At 72.1% G+C, this 14,524-nt stretch carries 18 protein-coding genes; 9 read left to right on the forward strand and 9 right to left on the reverse strand.

Features of this window, described 5'->3' with window-relative positions; genetic code table 11:
* Window positions 1-84 precede the first annotated feature (84 nt).
* From HHX41_RS18035 to HHX41_RS18045, 3 genes are read right to left on the reverse strand one after another with little or no spacing between them, the layout of a single operon-like run.
* Window positions 85-924, reverse strand: coding sequence for a slipin family protein (locus HHX41_RS18035; protein WP_220504184.1), 840 nt, complete (start codon window positions 922-924; stop codon window positions 85-87).
* On the reverse strand, window positions 921-1,493 hold the full coding sequence (locus tag HHX41_RS18040; protein WP_182906902.1) for a hypothetical protein: 573 nt from the start codon (window positions 1,491-1,493) through the stop codon (window positions 921-923). Before HHX41_RS18040 ends, HHX41_RS18035 begins: the two co-directional genes overlap by 4 nt.
* Complete coding sequence (locus tag HHX41_RS18045; protein WP_220504185.1) at window positions 1,490-3,730, reverse strand: nitric-oxide reductase large subunit; 2,241 nt, start codon at window positions 3,728-3,730, stop codon at window positions 1,490-1,492. Before HHX41_RS18045 ends, HHX41_RS18040 begins: the two co-directional genes overlap by 4 nt.
* A 337-nt stretch (window positions 3,731-4,067) precedes the next feature.
* Between HHX41_RS18045 and HHX41_RS18050 the strand changes: the two genes are divergently transcribed.
* The 4 genes from HHX41_RS18050 to HHX41_RS18065 all read left to right on the forward strand — a co-directional run bounded on the left by HHX41_RS18050 (window position 4,068) and on the right by HHX41_RS18065 (window position 6,514).
* Window positions 4,068-4,547 (forward strand): hemerythrin domain-containing protein, encoded by a 480-nt coding sequence (locus tag HHX41_RS18050; RefSeq protein WP_169984509.1) that lies wholly within the window; start codon window positions 4,068-4,070, stop codon window positions 4,545-4,547.
* A 188-nt stretch (window positions 4,548-4,735) separates the two neighbouring features.
* Window positions 4,736-5,038: a hypothetical protein gene (locus HHX41_RS18055; RefSeq protein ID WP_169984508.1), complete on the forward strand. Its 303-nt coding sequence runs from the start codon at window positions 4,736-4,738 to the stop codon at window positions 5,036-5,038.
* Between the two features lie 109 nt (window positions 5,039-5,147).
* Window positions 5,148-5,516: an MmcQ/YjbR family DNA-binding protein gene (locus HHX41_RS18060; RefSeq protein ID WP_169984507.1), complete on the forward strand. Its 369-nt coding sequence runs from the start codon at window positions 5,148-5,150 to the stop codon at window positions 5,514-5,516.
* A gap of 14 nt (window positions 5,517-5,530) precedes the next feature.
* Window positions 5,531-6,514, forward strand: coding sequence for a DUF2804 domain-containing protein (locus tag HHX41_RS18065; RefSeq protein WP_182906904.1), 984 nt, complete (start codon window positions 5,531-5,533; stop codon window positions 6,512-6,514).
* 18 nt (window positions 6,515-6,532) lie between these two features.
* Here HHX41_RS18065 and HHX41_RS18070 read toward each other — a convergent pair whose 3' ends face one another.
* From HHX41_RS18070 to HHX41_RS18080, 3 genes are all read right to left on the reverse strand, one after another.
* Window positions 6,533-7,876, reverse strand: coding sequence for a glycoside hydrolase family 6 protein (locus HHX41_RS18070; protein WP_182906905.1), 1,344 nt, complete (start codon window positions 7,874-7,876; stop codon window positions 6,533-6,535).
* 165 nt (window positions 7,877-8,041) lie between these two features.
* A complete protein-coding gene (locus HHX41_RS18075; protein WP_182906906.1) occupies window positions 8,042-8,419 on the reverse strand; it encodes a hypothetical protein in 378 nt (125 codons plus the stop codon).
* Window positions 8,420-8,501: 82 nt separating this feature from the next.
* Entirely contained in the window at window positions 8,502-9,167 is a 666-nt protein-coding gene (locus tag HHX41_RS18080; RefSeq protein WP_182906907.1) for a GntR family transcriptional regulator, read from the reverse strand.
* Window positions 9,168-9,291: 124 nt separating this feature from the next.
* Here HHX41_RS18080 and HHX41_RS18085 point away from each other — a divergent pair, with 124 nt between their 5' ends.
* Both HHX41_RS18085 and HHX41_RS18090 read left to right on the forward strand, forming a co-directional pair.
* Complete coding sequence (locus HHX41_RS18085) at window positions 9,292-10,143, forward strand: siderophore-interacting protein (protein ID WP_182906908.1); 852 nt, start codon at window positions 9,292-9,294, stop codon at window positions 10,141-10,143.
* 91 nt (window positions 10,144-10,234) lie between these two features.
* Complete coding sequence (locus HHX41_RS18090) at window positions 10,235-10,594, forward strand: hypothetical protein (RefSeq protein ID WP_182906909.1); 360 nt, start codon at window positions 10,235-10,237, stop codon at window positions 10,592-10,594.
* Between the two features lie 127 nt (window positions 10,595-10,721).
* Here the strand turns inward: HHX41_RS18090 and HHX41_RS18095 are convergent, their stop codons facing one another.
* Window positions 10,722-11,555 (reverse strand): fumarylacetoacetate hydrolase family protein, encoded by an 834-nt coding sequence (locus HHX41_RS18095; RefSeq protein WP_310742043.1) that lies wholly within the window; start codon window positions 11,553-11,555, stop codon window positions 10,722-10,724.
* Window positions 11,556-11,802: 247 nt separating this feature from the next.
* Window positions 11,803-12,126, reverse strand: a complete 324-nt coding sequence (locus HHX41_RS18100; RefSeq protein WP_182906911.1) for a hypothetical protein — start codon at window positions 12,124-12,126, stop codon at window positions 11,803-11,805.
* Between the two features lie 232 nt (window positions 12,127-12,358).
* Here HHX41_RS18100 and HHX41_RS18105 point away from each other — a divergent pair, with 232 nt between their 5' ends.
* Together HHX41_RS18105 and HHX41_RS18110 are read left to right on the forward strand one after the other, a co-directional pair.
* On the forward strand, window positions 12,359-12,931 hold the full coding sequence (locus HHX41_RS18105; RefSeq protein ID WP_396794759.1) for a ClpP family protease: 573 nt from the start codon (window positions 12,359-12,361) through the stop codon (window positions 12,929-12,931).
* Complete coding sequence (locus HHX41_RS18110; RefSeq protein WP_182906913.1) at window positions 12,928-13,524, forward strand: ClpP family protease; 597 nt, start codon at window positions 12,928-12,930, stop codon at window positions 13,522-13,524. Before HHX41_RS18105 ends, HHX41_RS18110 begins: the two co-directional genes overlap by 4 nt.
* A 3-nt stretch (window positions 13,525-13,527) precedes the next feature.
* Here the strand turns inward: HHX41_RS18110 and HHX41_RS18115 are convergent, their stop codons facing one another.
* Entirely contained in the window at window positions 13,528-13,905 is a 378-nt protein-coding gene (locus HHX41_RS18115; protein WP_169984495.1) for a helix-turn-helix domain-containing protein, read from the reverse strand.
* Between the two features lie 322 nt (window positions 13,906-14,227).
* Here HHX41_RS18115 and HHX41_RS18120 point away from each other — a divergent pair, with 322 nt between their 5' ends.
* Window positions 14,228-14,488, forward strand: coding sequence for a hypothetical protein (locus HHX41_RS18120; protein ID WP_182906914.1), 261 nt, complete (start codon window positions 14,228-14,230; stop codon window positions 14,486-14,488).
* Window positions 14,489-14,524: the final 36 nt, after the last annotated feature.

Consider the following 14,524-nt stretch of genomic DNA (forward strand, 5'->3'; position numbering starts at 1 on the left):
GGCGCCTAACCTATCGTCATAAACACGAGGAGTTCAAGAGAACGAAGCGCCCAATTTTTTTGTTCTCTCGGGTGTTGCCTGCTGTTAAGGGTTGCCAGGAGGGCCGGTGCTCCCGCCCTGTGCGCAGGCGCAGCCGCACGGGACGTGGGCGGCGGCGGCGAGCACGGCGGGCGACATGCGCGACTGGCCGGTCCCCGGCGAGGACGCGGGCAGGTCGACGGGCACCGGGTAGACGATGGTCGACCGGCCCTCACCTCCCAGCTCCAGCAGCGTCTGCAGGTAACGCAGCTGGATGGCGGCCGGGTCGGCCGACAGGGTCAGCGCCGCGTCGCGCAGGTTCTGCGCGGCCTGCATCTCGCCCTCGGCGTTGATCACCTTGGCCCGGCGTTCGCGTTCGGCCTCGGCCTGGCGCGCGATGGCGCGTTGCATGGCCTCGGGAATCTCGACGTCCTTGATCTCGACCAGGTCGACCTTCACGCCCCAGGGCTCGGTCTGCTCGTCGAGGACCTTCTGCAGGCTCTCACCCAGCCGGTCACGATCGGCGAGCAGGGCGTCGAGGTCGTGGCGGCCGAGCACGGAGCGCAGGCTCGTCTGGGCCAGTTGGGAGGTGGCGACCGCGTGGTTTTCCACCTCGTTCACCGCGCGGACCGGGTCCACGACCTTGAAGTAGGCGACCGCGTTGACGCGGACGGGGACGTTGTCCCTGGTGATCGCCTCCTGCGGCGGGATGGTGAGGGCGATCGTCCGCAGGTCGACGCGGACCATCCGGTCGACCAGCGGAACCAGGAGCACGGGCCCGGGCCCTGCGATCGGCAGCAGCCGGCCGAGCCGGAAGACGACGGCCCGCTCGTATTCGCGTAGCACCCGCAACCCCGTCAGACCGCCCGCGAGGAGAAGGACCGCCGCGGCGACTGCCCAGATCACGATTCCGACCTCCAGACGGTGGTGTAGCGGTCGCCGTTCTTTGCCGCGCTTTCCGGCTCGGGGAAACCGGCGGGGGTGGCGCGGAGATGGCGGGTCAGCAGCCATCCGGTCAGGCCGGTGGCCGCGAGCGTGGCGGCGGCCAGCACGAGGTCGGGCCAGGCGGGGTGGCGTACCGCCTGGATGAGCGTCAGCGATGCGGCCAGGACGACCAGGACGAGGGCGAGGCCGCGGTGGAAGCGCCCCACCTCCGAGTGCGGCCAGGGCAGCAGCGCCCGGACGATCTCCCGGCCGTCGCGGGAGGGGGTGCAGCCGGCCTTGCCCGGGCAGGCATTGCAGACCGAGGGCTTGGCCCGGTAAAGCCGATGGTGCCGGTCCTGCCCGACCGGCCACAGCAGTTGGTCGGCCGGGCATACCCAGGCGTCGTGTTCCGGCCGGTAGGTGAACCCCCCGGTGCGGTGGCGTTCGGATCGTACGGCGACGTGGCGGGCCAGGCGGTCCAGCCCGGCGGCGGTGGCGAGCAGTCCGGCCGCGTAGCCGTCCGCCAGGACCGCCTCCATGGTGAAGATCATGCTGTGTCCACCGGTTCCCGGATGTCCGACAGCCGGGGCGCGGGGGTGACCCCGGTGACCGGGTCGGCGGTTGCCTGCCGTCCCCGGTGGCGTACGCCGAGCCAGGCGATCCGGCAGAAGGGCAGGACGCCGCCGACGATGAACAGCGCGTCGCCGGGCAGGCGCAGCCACTCGAGCAGGGTGTTGGTGCGGCCGGTGAGGTAGCCCAGGGAGCGCGCCTCGAAATAGCCGGAGGCCACGGACTCGTACAGCTGGAGGAGGCCGAGCGGCAGCAGGGTGGCGAAGCACATCCAGGCCAGGCCGATGTTGAGCGACCAGAAGGAGACTCTGGCCCACTTCTCCGGCCACCGGTCGGCGGGGATCAGGTAGCGCAGCACGAACAGGCCCATGGCCACGGCGAGCATGCCGTACACACCCATCATCGAGCCGTGCGCGTGGTTCGCGGTCAGGCCGGTGCCGATCTCGTAGTAGGAGACGATCGGGAGGTTGATCAGGAAGCCGAAGACGCCCGCGCCGAGGAAGTTCCAGAAGCCCACGGCGACCAGGAACATCACGGCCCAGCGGTGCGGGAACGGCGTGCGTGACTCCATGTGCTGGCGCGCTCCGAGCTGCACGAACGACCAGGCCTCCACGGTCAGGAAGGTCAGCGGCACGACCTCCATCGCGGAGAAGAACGCGCCCAGCGCCAGGTGCTCCACGGGTTCGCCGCTGAAGTACAGGTGGTGCATGGTGCCGATCACCCCGCCTGCCGAGTACAGGATGATGTCCAGGTAGACCACCACCAGGGCGACCCGTTCCCGCACCACGCCGAGCTGGACGAACATGTAGGCGACCATGGCGGTGGTGAACAGTTCGAGGAAGTCCTCCACCCACAGGTGCACCACCCAGAACCGCCAGAAGTCGGTGACGGTGAAGGTGTCGCCGGGGCGGGCCAGCAGGCCGATCGCGTAGACGCCGGGGATCGCCAGGCCGGACAGGAAGAACATCCAGGGCAGGTTGCCGCGGCTGTCCCTCGTCAGCGTCCCGCGCAGCACCCGCCACATCATCACCGCCCACAGCGCCATGCCGCCCGCCAGCAGGATCTGCCAGACGCGGGGGAGGTCGAGCCATTCGAACTGCTGGCTGCCCCAGAAGTCGCCCGGCCGGATGAACCCGTGGATGCTCAGTCCTTCCGCGATCAGGGAGCCGAACGCCACGACGGCCAGGGCCGCCAGCAGCGTCCAGGCGAGCCTGTCGTGCCCGCGCGGCTCTCCTCCGGCCATGAGCGGGGCCAGGAAGATGCCGGCCGCGAGGAAGGCGGCGACCACCCAGAACAGCGACAGCTGCAGATGCCAGGTGCGGGCGAGGTTGAAGGGCAGCAACTCGGCCAGGTTGAGACCGAAGAAGCTCGTGAGGTCGGCCCGGTAGTGCTCCGTCGCGCCGCCCAGCAGCACCTGGGCGAGGAAGAGCAGCGCGACGACGAGGAAGAAGAACGCGGTGACCCGCTGGGCGGGAGTGAGCGCCACGTGATCGGGCGAGTGGAAGTCGAGGGTCTCCGCCTGGCGTCCGCGCCAGCCCAGGTGGCCGCCCCACCGGCCGACGGCGCCGAACAGCGCCCCGATGCCGACCAGCAGGGCGACCAGCGACACCACGCTCCACAGCACGGTGTCGGCGGTGGGCGCATTGTCGACCAGCGGCTCGGCGGGCCAGTTGTTGGTGTAGGAGTAGCCCGCGCCGGGGCGTTCGGCCGAGGAGATCCAGGCCGTCCAGGACAGGAACGCGGTCAGCTGGCGGATCTGCCGCGGGTCGGTGATCGCGTGCGGACGCAGCCCCTTGTCCGTACGAGGGTCGGCGAAGTAGTCGCGATAGTGCCCGGTGAGCGCGGTGAATGCGTCCGCCTGCGCCCGCGTGTAGGTCAGCACCCCCGTACGGGGGTCGTAGCGATTGGTACGGAACTCCTGTCTGACCCGCTCACGAGCCCGATCGCCGCCGCCGTGGGCCCGTAGGGCGGCGGTGGCGGCGCGACGCAGGTAGTCGGCCGTGTAGTCCGGCCCGAGATAGCCCCCGTGCCCGAGCACCGACCCGTACTGCATCAGCCCGTTGGCCAGGAAGACCTTCTGCCCGTCGGCGACGTCGCGGCCGGTGTACAACTCCTGCCCGGATTCGCCGACCACCAGCCGCGGCACGGGCGGGCCCGCGGTGTACGTGCGGAACGCGAGCAAGCCCATGACGAAGAACCCGAACACGGCCACCAGCACCGCTGCCTGAATCCAGCGTCTGGAGACCAGAAGCCCTCTGCGCGTCCCCGTCCCCGGAACCATCGCTCACCGTTTCCGACAAAGGAAGGGGAGAGTGTTCCTACTCCTATCGGGCGCCGGTCGTACCGGTCGAGAGGACACGCCCTCAGCGGGCGGACCCGTGGCACGCGCGAGCCGCCCGGCGAGGGAGAGCACGGGCCGGGACCGGCCCGGCAGGTGACGGGGGACCCGTACGGACAGGCCCAAGGTCCCTGCCCCGCCGGCCCGGCGGCCGGGCATCGTTGGACGAGTCCGGCGGTGATGTCCCGGACCGCGCCCAGAGCACCTGAGGATCGAGATGTGCGAGTACTGCGGCTGCCAGGCCGTGACCGTGATCGGCGAACTGACCCGTGAGCACGATCTGGTGGTCGACCTGATCGGGGACGCGCGCACGGCGCACGCCGCCGGCGACACGGACGCCATGACCGTGATCGCCAGGCGGATCGCCGAGGTGCTCGGCCCGCACACCGAGGTCGAGGAGCACGGCCTGTTCCCCGCGCTGGCGGGCGACTTCCCCGAGCACGTCGCGGTCCTGGAGGCGGAGCATCGGCGGATCGAGGCCGTCCTCGGCGAGGCGGCGGACGGCGCGCCCGGCGATCCCGGCTGGCCGCGCAGGCTGCTCGACGTCCTGAATCTGCTGCGCGCCCACATCCTCAAAGAGCAGGACGGGGTGTTCCCGGCGGCGTTGGCCGGCCTGTCCACCGAGGACTGGGAGGCCGTCGAGGCGGTCCGGGCCCGGGCCGGCACGCTGCTGCGGGCTCCGGGCGGTCAGCGCTGACGGAGCGGGAGGAGTCCCCGGGCCCCACGACCGCGACGGCCGGGTCGCCCAAAGCGACGGCCGGGTGCCCCAAACGGGAGTAGAGCCTCCTGTCGGCTTGCGCAAAAGCGGCCGAAAGCGGTGCCTCCGGCGTACGCACGGGGGTACCAATGCGGCAGTCCGCGGTTTCCGGAGAGGGGAATCCCCCCATGACCACATCGACTGAGCATCATCCGCACACGCAACACGAGCACCGGCACGGCGCCGGGTGCGGCCATGTCGCGGTGCCGCACCGCGACCATGTGGACTACGTCCACGACGGCCACCTGCACCGGATGCACGAGAACCATGCCGACGAGTGCGAGGAGAGCACGCACGCCGTCCACGACGTGCACGACCACGAGCACGGGCCGGGGTGCGGGCACGTGGCCGTGCCGCACGGCGACCACGTCGACTACATCCACGATGGCCACCGCCACGTCCGCCACGACGGTCACTGGGACGACCACTGACCCTGCCCTGACACTGCCCCTGTCCCCGCGCCGCTCCGGCCGGGTGGTGGGGGCGGAGGGCGGCCCGTACCCTGGTCGGTCATGACGATCGTGCGAAGGGACGAGCCGCGTGAGCGCTGAGGAGGCGGCGGCCAGAATCCGGGAGATCTGCCTGGCCCTGCCGGAGGCCGTGGAGAAGCCGTTCGGGGGCCACACCGCGCCCACATACCGGGTGAGCGACAAGATGTTCGCGATGACGAGCGAGGACGGGCGGTCGCTGACGTTCAAGGCCGGGCCGGGGGTGCAGGACGCCCTCGTGGCCTCGGATCCGGAGCGCTTCTTCGTCCCGCCGTACGTCGGCCGCAACGGCTGGGTGGGCGCACGCCTGGACGCCGATCAGGACTGGGACGAGATCGCCGGGCTGATCGAGGACAGCTACCGGCTTATCGCGCCGAAACGCCTGGTCCGGCTCCTCGGCGAACGGCCGGCGACCCCGTGACCGCGGGCGAACGCGTGACCACCCACGAACGGGAGATCACCGCGCCCGTCGACCTGTGCCTGCCCGGGGGGCGGCTCGACCCCGGCGCCGTCGGCTGGACCCGCCGTCCACTCCACCGGGCGAACCTGCGTGGCTGGGGACGGCGCAAGCGCTGGGAATACTGGGGCGTCGTGACGCCTCGCCACATCGTCGGCCTGGTGGCGTCGTCGCTCGACTACGCGGGCGTGTACGGCCTCTACGTGCTGGACCGGGACACCGGCGAGGAGATCACCAAGGACGTGACGGTCCCGCTGGCACGCGGCGCCGTGTTCCCCGAGCGCAGCGGGGCCGGGACGGCCTCGGTCCGCGGCGGCGGCCTGGAGATCCGCGTCGACCAGGACCCGGGCGGCGCCACGATCCGGGCCACGGCCCCCGGAGTCGAGGTGGACCTGCGGGCGGCGTCGCCGCAGGGGCACGAGTCGCTAGGCGTGGTGGTGCCCTGGGGGCCGAACCGGTTCCAGTACACGGTGAAGGACGTGGGCCGGCCCGTACGCGGACGCCTCCGGCTGCCGTCGGGCGAGTACGCCGTCGGCGAGGCGGACTCCTTCGCCGTGCTGGACCACGGCCGCGGCAAGTGGCCGTACGCGGTCACCTGGAACTGGGCGGCCGGCAGCGGGCCCGGCAGGGCCATCCAGCTCGGCGGCAGATGGACCGACGGCACCGGCTCAACGGAGAACGCGTTGTTCCTCGACGGCCGCCTGCACAAGATCGGCGACGAGCTGACCTGGTCCTACGACCGGACGTGCTGGGAGCGTCCGTGGCGGATCACCGGCCCGCGCGTCGAGGTGGAGTTCCATCCGTTCCACGTGCGGGAGGCCCGCACCGAGCTCGGCGTCGTGGGCAGCGAGACGCACCAGTGCTTCGGCCACTTCAGCGGACGGGCGAGGGCCGACGACGGCGCCTGGGTGGACCTGGACGGCCTGGTCGGCTGGGCGGAGGAAGCGCGCAACCGCTGGTAGCGGGGGCGAACCGGCGCCTCACAGCGGCGGGTAGGCGTTGGCCAGGAGCTGGAGGAACTGCGCGCCGAACCACTGTCCCGCCGGCGGGGCGCCCGGGAGCGCGCCGCTGGGCACGTACGCTCCGGTCACGGGGGCGTACGCGGGGTCGCACATCGGGTCGTGCCGGGTGCCGTCGGGAGCGGTGACGTTCACGCTGGAGCCGTCCGAGACACCCGGCTGCTTGATCCAGGCGTACGCGTCGATGCCGGGGGCGGGAATGGCCCGGGGCCGCTCGCCGAGCCCCGCGCCGGCCTGGTTGCACCAGTTGCCGACGCTCTTGCGGCGGTCCACCCGGGATTCGTCGACGAACCGGTTCACGTCGGTGGAGGTGCTCCGGCGGACCGGGCGGTTCGGGCCGCCCCACCCGCTGCGCGAGGTGTCGATCACCATGCCGATGCCGGACGGGAACCCGGCCGCGACGAGCCGCTGCCGGAACGCCTGGGCGAAGGAGAGCTCGTCCACGTAGTCGTTCCACTCGACCCATCGCGACATCTTCACCGGCTGCCCGTTGATCTTCATCTGGGCGTCGTAGTGCGGCTCGGCCAGGGCGTTGTAGCCCCCGACGTTCACCGTGAAGCCGTGCACGGACGACGGCCCCCCGCCGGTCGCGCCCGCGATGCTCGCGAGCAGGCCGGCGGCCCGGCCGAAGTTGTCGGGATAGCCGACGACGCCGTGGTGGGAGGCGTCGAGGTAGACGTACACGTTGGGGATGGCGTGCAGCCGGGTCACCGCGTACCGCACCGCCTCCGGGTAGGCGCCGCTCGCCTGGACGGCGGCGCAGCGGCCGGTGGGGGCGGGCAGGAGCAGCCCGGGCAGGAAGTCGGGCTCGACGATCGCCACGATGCGCAGCCGCTGGTAGGCCGGGTCGGCCAGGATCTCGGCGATCGGGTCGACGTACTCGGTCCGGTAGCGGTTCAGGCCGTCGGCCGCGACGCTGAAGTCCCCGTTGGAGACCAGGCGGGTGCAGTTGCGGTCCGGCAGGTCGTTCAGCACGACCTGGATCGTGAGCGGGCTCGACACACCGGCGTCCTGCAGGACCGCCTCGTTCAGATGCGCGCGCAGCCCGGGCGAGGAGGCCGTCCCCTCGACACGGGCGACGCGGTCGAGCCAGACGGCGGTCGGACTGGCGGCGACCGCCGCGCCGCCAGGCTCCGCCGCGGCCGACGCGTACCACCAGGGGTCGACGTAGCCCTGGGCACCCACGTAGGGGTTGTCGACGCGGGTGTCGGCGGCGGCAGGGGCGCTCGTGAGGACCGCCATGACCGGCAGGAGGACCAGCGCCGCGACCAACGCCTTGAGACGCGTTCCGAGACGCACCGCCATGCCGTGCCTCCTCGACCGATGGCGTGAGATCTTCCTGTTCAGCACGATCACTCACGCGGCGGGCGCGGACAACACCGGATCGGCACGCCGGCCGTCCGCGAAGCCCTGCCGCCCGGTCTGATCTCGGTGGATGCCCGCTCCCGCGATGCCCGCCGCCTGAAAGCTTCAAAGGACGCACGCCCCGGGCGGGGTCAGCGTGCCGGGGCGGCCGGATCCGTGACCCGCGCGCCGGTCATGACGAGGCCGAGGCAGCAGCAGATGGACCACGTACGGCGCCACCATGGGCCACGGCCCCCACTGGGCCAGCACGCCCGCGACCCCCGCGCCGAGCCCGAATCCCGCCGTCTGGCACAGCGCGGCGCGGCGTGCGGCGAGCCCGCCGTCCGCCCCGGCCGACAACTCCTTCACCCAGCTGCTGCCCACCGCCATGGCGATGCCGACCGCGAAACCGGTGATCAGCCGCCCCGCGTAGATGGGCCACGCGCTCTGCCCGCCGAAGCAGAGCACCAGGCTCGCGACGGCCCAGGCGGCGGCGCCGGTCACGTGGGAACGGTGGCAGGCGACGGGGCGGCCTGCGGGCTTTCGGGCATGGGAGGGTCAGACCTTCACGGTGTCAGTGCGTGTCTCAGTCGTCGTCGCGGCCGGCGGTGTGCGGCGAGCCGTGCGTCGCGGTGAGGTGACGGAGCAGGGCCGAGGCGAACGCGGCGGCGTCGCCGGCGAGGAGATGGCTCAGGAGGGCCTCGTGCTCGTCGGCGAGGAGGGACAGCCGCTCCGGCCGCAGGAGTAGCGCGGAGATGCTCATCCGCCGCTGCCGGTCGCCCAGGGTGGCGTAGAACCGGCCGGCCAGCCGGTTCCCCGACGCTTCGACGACGCACCGGTGGAACGCCTCGTCCGCCTCGGCGAACCGGCCGACGTCCGCGGCCTCGGCGAGGGCCCGCTGACGCCGCAGCAGCTCGCGCATCCTCTCGTGGTGATCGCCGCCCAGGCCGGTCCGCGCGATGCGCTCCGCCGCGGACCGTTCGAGCGCCAGCCGCAGCTCCAGCACGTCCGCCGCCTCTCCCGGCGGCACCGGCACCACCACCGCGCCGCGCTTGGGGTGCAGCGCCAGCAGTTCCTCCGACTCCAGCCGGAGGAACGCCTCCCGAACGGGCGTGCGGCTCACGCGTACCCGCTCGGCGATCTCGCCCTCGCTGATCAGGCTTCCGCCGGGAAGCTCGCCGGAGAGGATCAGCTCCTTGGTCACCGCGTACGCGGTGTGGGCGGCGGAGGGGCGCTTCGCGGGATCGGCCATGCGAGGAGCCTACAGTCATAAATACAAGCTTGTATCTATGGTCGAGGGTGCCTCGGAGGCCGCGGCCACGATTTCCGCTCGATCAAGTTAGGCTTGCCTAAGAAATCTGACGAAGGGAACCCCCATGGCGACGACCGAACCGGCGCGGCGCACACCCCGGATCACCACGGGCGTGGTGGTGCGCACCGAGCGGCTGACCCCGCACATGATCCGGGTGGTGCTCGGTGGGGAGGGACTCGCCGGGTTCGGCGCCGGTGAGTTCACCGACCACTACGTGAAGCTGCTGTTCCCGCTGCCGGGCGTGGACTACCCGGAGCCGTTCGACCCGGCGGTGATCCGCGCCGAGCTGCCCCGGGACCAGTGGCCGAAGACGCGGACCTACACCGTACGGGCCTGGGACCCGGAGGCGCGGGAGCTCACCATCGACTTCGTCTACCACGGCGACGAGGGACTGGCCGGGCCCTGGGCGCGGCAGGCCCGGCCGGGCGACGTGCTCCGCTTCGTGGGCCCCGGCGGGGCGTACGCGCCGAGTGCGGAGGCCGACTGGCACCTGCTGGCCGGGGACGAGAGCGCGCTCCCCGCGATCGGCGCCGCCCTGGAGCGTCTTCCGGCCGGCGCGCCCGCCCGGGTGTTCGTCGAGGTGGAGGGCCCGGAGGAGGAGCAGAAGCTGCTGACCGGGGGTGACGCGGAAATCGTGTGGCTGCACCGCCGCGGCGGGCAGGTGGGCGAGGCGCTGGTGCGGGCCGTGCGGGAGTTGGAGTTCCCCGAGGGCGTCGTGCACGCGTTCGTCCACGGGGAGGCGGCCTTCGTCAAGGAACTGCGGCGTTACCTGCGGGTGGAGCGCGGCCTGCCGCTGGAGAGGTTGTCGATCTCCGGCTACTGGCGGCGGGGCCGTGACGAGGACGGCTGGCAGTCCTCCAAGCGGGACTGGAACCGCCGGATCGAGGAAGAGGAGTCCGCCGCCCTCGGCGGCTGACCCGGCCGCCCGGGCGTTTTAGGCCCTCGTTATCCGCTCGTGGTTATGGTGACGCCCGACGACGTCTCGGGGAGCGGTCTCGGGAGTGCCCATGTCCCAGCGAAAGGTCAAGCGTGTGCGCGCCGCCATGCGGCGCGAGGAGGCCAGGCGGCGCGAGGAGCGCAGGCGGCTGGTGCGCAGGATCACCTACGCCGCCGCGGCCGTCGTGACGGTGGTGGCCGTGGCGACGGGGGTGCTGGTGTTCACCACCGCCGGCGCGACGAACACGGCCACGCCGGCGGCGGGGGCCTCGCCGCCTCCGTCGACGGCGGGACCCGCCAAACCGCCGGCCTCACCGTCGGATGCCGCCTCGCCCACGGGCGCCGCCTCACCGTCGGGCGCCGCCTCACCGCCGGATGCCGCCTCACCGTCGGGCGCCGCATCGCCCGAGGCGGCGACGTCCGCCAAGTGAGGCACCGCCGTGACCCGGGCCACGGCACGGGTCACGGCCCGGGTCGTGGGGTCACGGCGTCCTGTGTCCGCCGGTCCCGCGGCGGCCAGGCCGCCCGGACCGCCGCCCGCCATGGGGACGGGGACGTTCACGGCCGCTGCTCCGGGCCGACGATGGGCGTGCGCAGCACGCCGAGCCTGTCGATCTCCACCTCGACCACGTCCCCCGGCCGCAGGAAGCGCGGCGGGTCGCGCACGTAGCCCACGCCCCCGGGCGTACCGGTGGTGAGCACGTCGCCCGGCTGGAGGGTGAACGCATGGCTGATCAGCGACAGCAGCTCGCCGACACCGAAGATCATGTCGCGGGTGTTCCCGTCCTGGACGGTCTCGCCGTTGACCCGGGTCCGCAGGCGCAGCCCGCTCGCCAGGTCGCCCACCTCGTCGGCGGTGACCAGCGGGCCCATGGGTCCGCTGCGGTCGGCGTTCTTGCCCAGCGTCCACTGCGCGGTGAGCTTCTGCGCGGCGCGGGCGGTGAGGTCGTTGAAGGCGGCGTAGCCGAGCACGGACGCCGCGGCGGTCGCCTCGTCGGCGTCGGTCAGCCGCCGCCCCACGACGGCGGCGACCTCGCCCTCCCAGTCCAGGCCGGGCTCGCCGGCCGGCACCGGGGCGGGGGTCCCGCTCGCCGTGAGGGTCGTGGCCCAGCGGCCGGAGACGGTCGGATGCCGCGGCGAGGTGAAGCCGCCCTCGGCCGCGTGCGAGCGGTAGTTGAGCCCGACGCAGACCACCCGGGCCCACGGCGGCACCGGCGGGGCGAGCTCGGCCTCCGCGACCGGGCGCAGCCCGGTGTCCGTACGGCGGGCCTGCGGCAGCCAGCGGCCGAGATCGGCGTAGAAGTCGCCGACCTCGGCGATCGGGGTGACCCGGTCGCCGATCTGGACGGCGACGTCCACCCGCCGCCCGTCGCGAATGCCGACGAGCTTCACGCGATCCCCTCCAACGGACGAGCGCATGGTCCATCCACGCCGTACCCGCCGGCGAGCTCCGGCGGGTCACCGACAACGGGCGTCACGGGCGGTTCCTCCTCCAGGGCCGAACGTGCCTGGTCACCGGCCGGCTCACACGTGCAGCCGTTCCCGGAGGAACAACGGGACGCCCGGCAGGACGCGAGTGCCGTACGCGCCGGGGCGGGCGGCAACGGCGCCTCGTGGGCGGGCGCGGGGAGCCGAACGCTCACCCCCCGGCCTCCGGCCAGGCGAGGTCGGGCAGGAAGTCCATGTCGTGCTCCCGCGCCGCCGCCGGCATGCGCGGGAAGCCCGGCACGAACGGCGGCCGGTCCACCGTGGGGTGGTCGGCAGGCGTGCTCATCCGCTGGAAGAACCGCTCGAAACCGCCGGTCGCCACACCGAGCACACGGGCCTGCTCCTCGGCCTGACAGGCGTGCGCCGGTCCGGCCGGGACGACGCCGCGCCGGAGGGAGAACGCCTCGGGAGCGCCCGGCGGGATTCCCTTCCACTGCGGGCCGTGCTCGGGGCCGGCCAGATATTCGAAGCTCATCGCGCCTCCAACTCGGCGTGGGCGGACCGGCCGATGACGCGTCAGGTGCGCCGCCGGTCGCCGGGCGCCCTGCCGTTCGAGCGGCAGGTCTTCTCACCAGGGGGTACCCGCCGCCGGCCGCGTTGGCCCAGACCCGCGCGTCTGCCCTCGGCAGACATGGCGACGGGTCGCGGGCCACGGCGAATACAAAAGCCCCATGCGTGTCTCACCGAGCATGAGTTACCGGGATCGGATGAACGAGAAACTGTTCCAGCAACGGACCCTGATGTTGACCGGAGAGGTCGACGACGAGATGGCCGAGCGGGTGTGCGCCGAGATGGTGTTGCTGGCCTCGGCGGACTCCGAACGTGACATCGTCCTGTACATCAATTCGCCGGGAGGGTCGGTGCTGGCCGGGCTGGCGATCTACGACACGATGAAGCTGGTGCCGAACGACGTCGTCACCGTCGCGCTGGGGCTGGCGGCGAGCATGGGCCAGGTGCTGCTGGCGTCCGGCACGCACGGCAAGCGGATGAGCCTCGCGCACAGCCGCATCATGATGCACCAGCCGTCGGCCGGCATCGGCGGCACGGCGATCGACATCGCGATCCAGTCCGAGAACCTCAAGTACATGAAGCGACAGTCCGAGGAGATCCTCGCCGCCGAGACGGGACGCACGGTCGGGGAGATCGCCGCCGACAGCGACCGCGACCGATGGTTCACCCCCGAGCAGGCCCGCGACTACGGGATGATCGACGAGATCGTCGGCTCCTTCCACAGCCTCGCGCCGTTCGCCGTTCCCAACCGGATGGGGTTCTCGTCATGAGCCAGTACACGATCCCGTACGTGGTCGAGAAGACTCCGGTGGGGGAGCGGTCGTTCGACATCTTCAGCCGGCTGCTCAACGAGCGGATCATCTTCCTCGGCACCGAGATCGACGACGGCGTCGCGAACGTCGTGATGGCGCAGTTGCTCCACCTGGAGGCGGAGAGCCCGGACCAGGAGATCAACCTGTACATCAACTCCCCGGGCGGCTCGTCGACCGCGATGCTCGCGATCTACGACACCATGCAGTTCATCCGTGCGAAGGTCGCGACGTACTGCATGGGCCAGGCGGCCTCCGCGGCCGCGGTGCTGTTCGCCGCCGGGGCCCCCGGACGGCGGTTCATGCTCGCCCACTCCCGCGTGCTGCTGCACCAGCCGTCCACGCAGGGGCAGGGCACCATCTCCGACCTCACCCTGCAGGCGGCCGAGGTGATGCGCGTACGCGCGCAGACCGAGGAGATCCTGAGCCGTCACACCGGGGTGGACGTCGCGCGGCTACGCGAGGACACCGACCGGGACCGGGTCTTCAACGCCCGGGAAGCCGTCGAGTACGGCCTGGCCGACGAGCTGCTCTTCACCCGCGAGGCGTCGTAGCGCTCAGGCCGCCAGCAGCTCCACCCGTGGCGTGCCGGAGGGCCTGTGCGCCGCGAGCCGGCGCGACGCGCTGATCCGCCGGACGGCACGGGTGAGCAGCTGCTCGATCGGCAACCCGAGCGCGTCGCAGACCGAATGCAGCATCTCCGACGACGGCTCCTTGCGGCCGCGCTCGACCTCCGACAGATACTGCTTGGACATGCCCACCGCGCGCGCCACGTCGTCGAGCGTGCGGTCCTGGTCGAGCCGCTCGTCGCGGAGGATCTCCCCGTACACCGTGCGCAGCAACGGGTCCGGGCCGTCGGGGATCCCCGGGGCGCGCTCCTTGGCGGCCCGCCGCGTCCGGATGTCGACGACCACTGATCGGTCCGAGGCTGCCATGCCTCGCAGTCTGGCACGTCCGGGTGCGCGGCGGACCGTCTGTTCGCGGACAGGTGAGCGGAAGTCGCCGTGCTCAGGGGCTGACGCCTCTGGCCGCCGGTCCCGATGAGGTGCCCGTCATCACCGACCCCCGCGAGGCGGCCGAAGACCTCGAACCGGCCGTGCTTTCGGCGATTCACCATGCCGCCACGCCGCAGGGTCCTGACGTCCTCAACGCGCTGTTCGCCGCGCTGCACAATCTCGACCTCACCAGGGGGGTATGTGCGCTGACATGGTTCGTGCGGCAGTCCCCCGAGAGATCTGGGATCACTTGGAGAGGCACATGAAGGCAGATACCTACGAATACCTCAGCGACTGGGCCCGCGAGAACATCGCCAAGGGCAGAGCGGAGGGACAGGCCGAGGGCAAGGCAGAGGGCAAGGCCGAGGCGATCCTGGCGGTGCTCGCCGCACGTGACATCCAGGTGCCCGACGAGTTCAGAGACAAGATCCGCAAGTGTCATGACCTGGAGCGGCTGGACGGGTGGATCCGGGTCGCCGCCACGGTCGAGTCCGCGGACGTCCTCATGGACGACGAGCTCTGATGCCCCGCCGCCGGGTCGGTCGGCACCGTACCCCGG

The organism is Microbispora sp. H13382 (genome assembly GCF_014161445.1).
GTDB lineage: Bacteria > Actinomycetota > Actinomycetes > Streptosporangiales > Streptosporangiaceae > Microbispora.